The organism is Bradyrhizobium sp. PRIMUS42, from assembly GCF_023006515.1.
Taxonomy (GTDB): Bacteria; Pseudomonadota; Alphaproteobacteria; order Rhizobiales; family Xanthobacteraceae; genus Bradyrhizobium.
Genome location: NZ_JALBGZ010001192.1, coordinates 1 through 1,181, shown reverse-complemented (window position 1 = coordinate 1,181; position 1,181 = coordinate 1). Strand labels below are relative to the sequence as shown.

Below are 1,181 nucleotides of genomic sequence, written 5' to 3'. Positions count from 1 at the left end.
GGCGGTCGAGCATGTCGGTGTCGTCGGCGGGCGAACCTTCGCGCAGTGCGCTGACGCCGGCGCCCATCAGGCGGAAGGCGGTGCCGTCGATTTCCTTGGCCAGCATCTCGCGGCAGATCGAGAAGATCTTCGCGGCGAGCTGCGTCGGCGCGGCGATGGACTGCGAGCGGGTGCGCTGGCGAAAATCGGCGGTCTTCAGCTTCAGCGTCACGGTCGAGCCGGCGAGCTCGCTGCTCTTGAGGCGCGACGACGTCTTTTCGCACAGCCGCCACAAGATCTTCTCCAGCGCCGCGAAATCGCGGATGTCGGTTTCGAAGGTGGTTTCGCTGGAAATCGTCTTGGCGCCCCGATCAGGCTCGACGCGGCGGTCGTCGATGCCGCGTGCGAGCCGCCACAGCCGGCGGCCATCGCTCGGAAACTGCCGCATCATCTCGATCTCGTCGGCCTTCTGCAGGTCGGCGATGATGCGAAAGCCGCGCTGCACGAGCCGCTCCTGCGTGGCGGGGCCGACGCCGAAGATGAAGCCGACCGGCTTGTCCGCGAGCATCGCGCGCGCTTCCTCCTGGTCGAGCGCGGCAAAGCCGCGCGGCTTGTCGAGGTCGGACGCGATCTTGGCCAAAAACTTGTTGCGGGACAGGCCGACGGAGACGGAGATGCCGATGTCGCGCTCGACGTCGCGGGCAAAGCGCGCCAGCACCTTGGCCGGGATCATGCCGTGCACCCGTTCGGTGCCGGAGAGATCGAGGAAAGCCTCGTCGATCGAGAGCGGCTCGACCAGCGGCGTCAGGGCCTGCATGGCCTGGCGCACCTCGCGGCCGACGCGAACATACTTCGCCATGTCGGGCGGGATCACGGTCGCATGCGGGCAGGCTTCGAGTGCCTTGAACATCGGCATGGCGGAGCGCACGCCATAGGTGCGGGCGATGTAGCAGGCAGCCGACACCACGCCGCGCTTGCCGCCGCCGATGATGACGGGCTTGTCGGCAATATCGGGGCTATCCCGCTTCTCGACCGTCGCGTAGAAAGCGTCGCAGTCGATATGCGCGATGTTCAGCGTCGACAGCGCCCGGTGGCGGACGAGGCGAGGGGAACCACAGGCCGAGCAGCGCCGCACGCCCATGTCCAGATCGGCCAGACAATCCCGGCAGAAGCAGCGGGGCCCGGCCGGGTCGGAGCTGGTC

Annotated in this window: 1 protein-coding gene; it reads right to left on the bottom strand. The window is 67.8% G+C overall.

The window, feature by feature from the left end; all coding sequences use genetic code 11:
• Positions 1-1,181 (bottom strand): DNA polymerase IV (locus MOV75_RS38920; protein WP_247008144.1); only part of this gene is annotated, 1,181 nt, incomplete at both ends.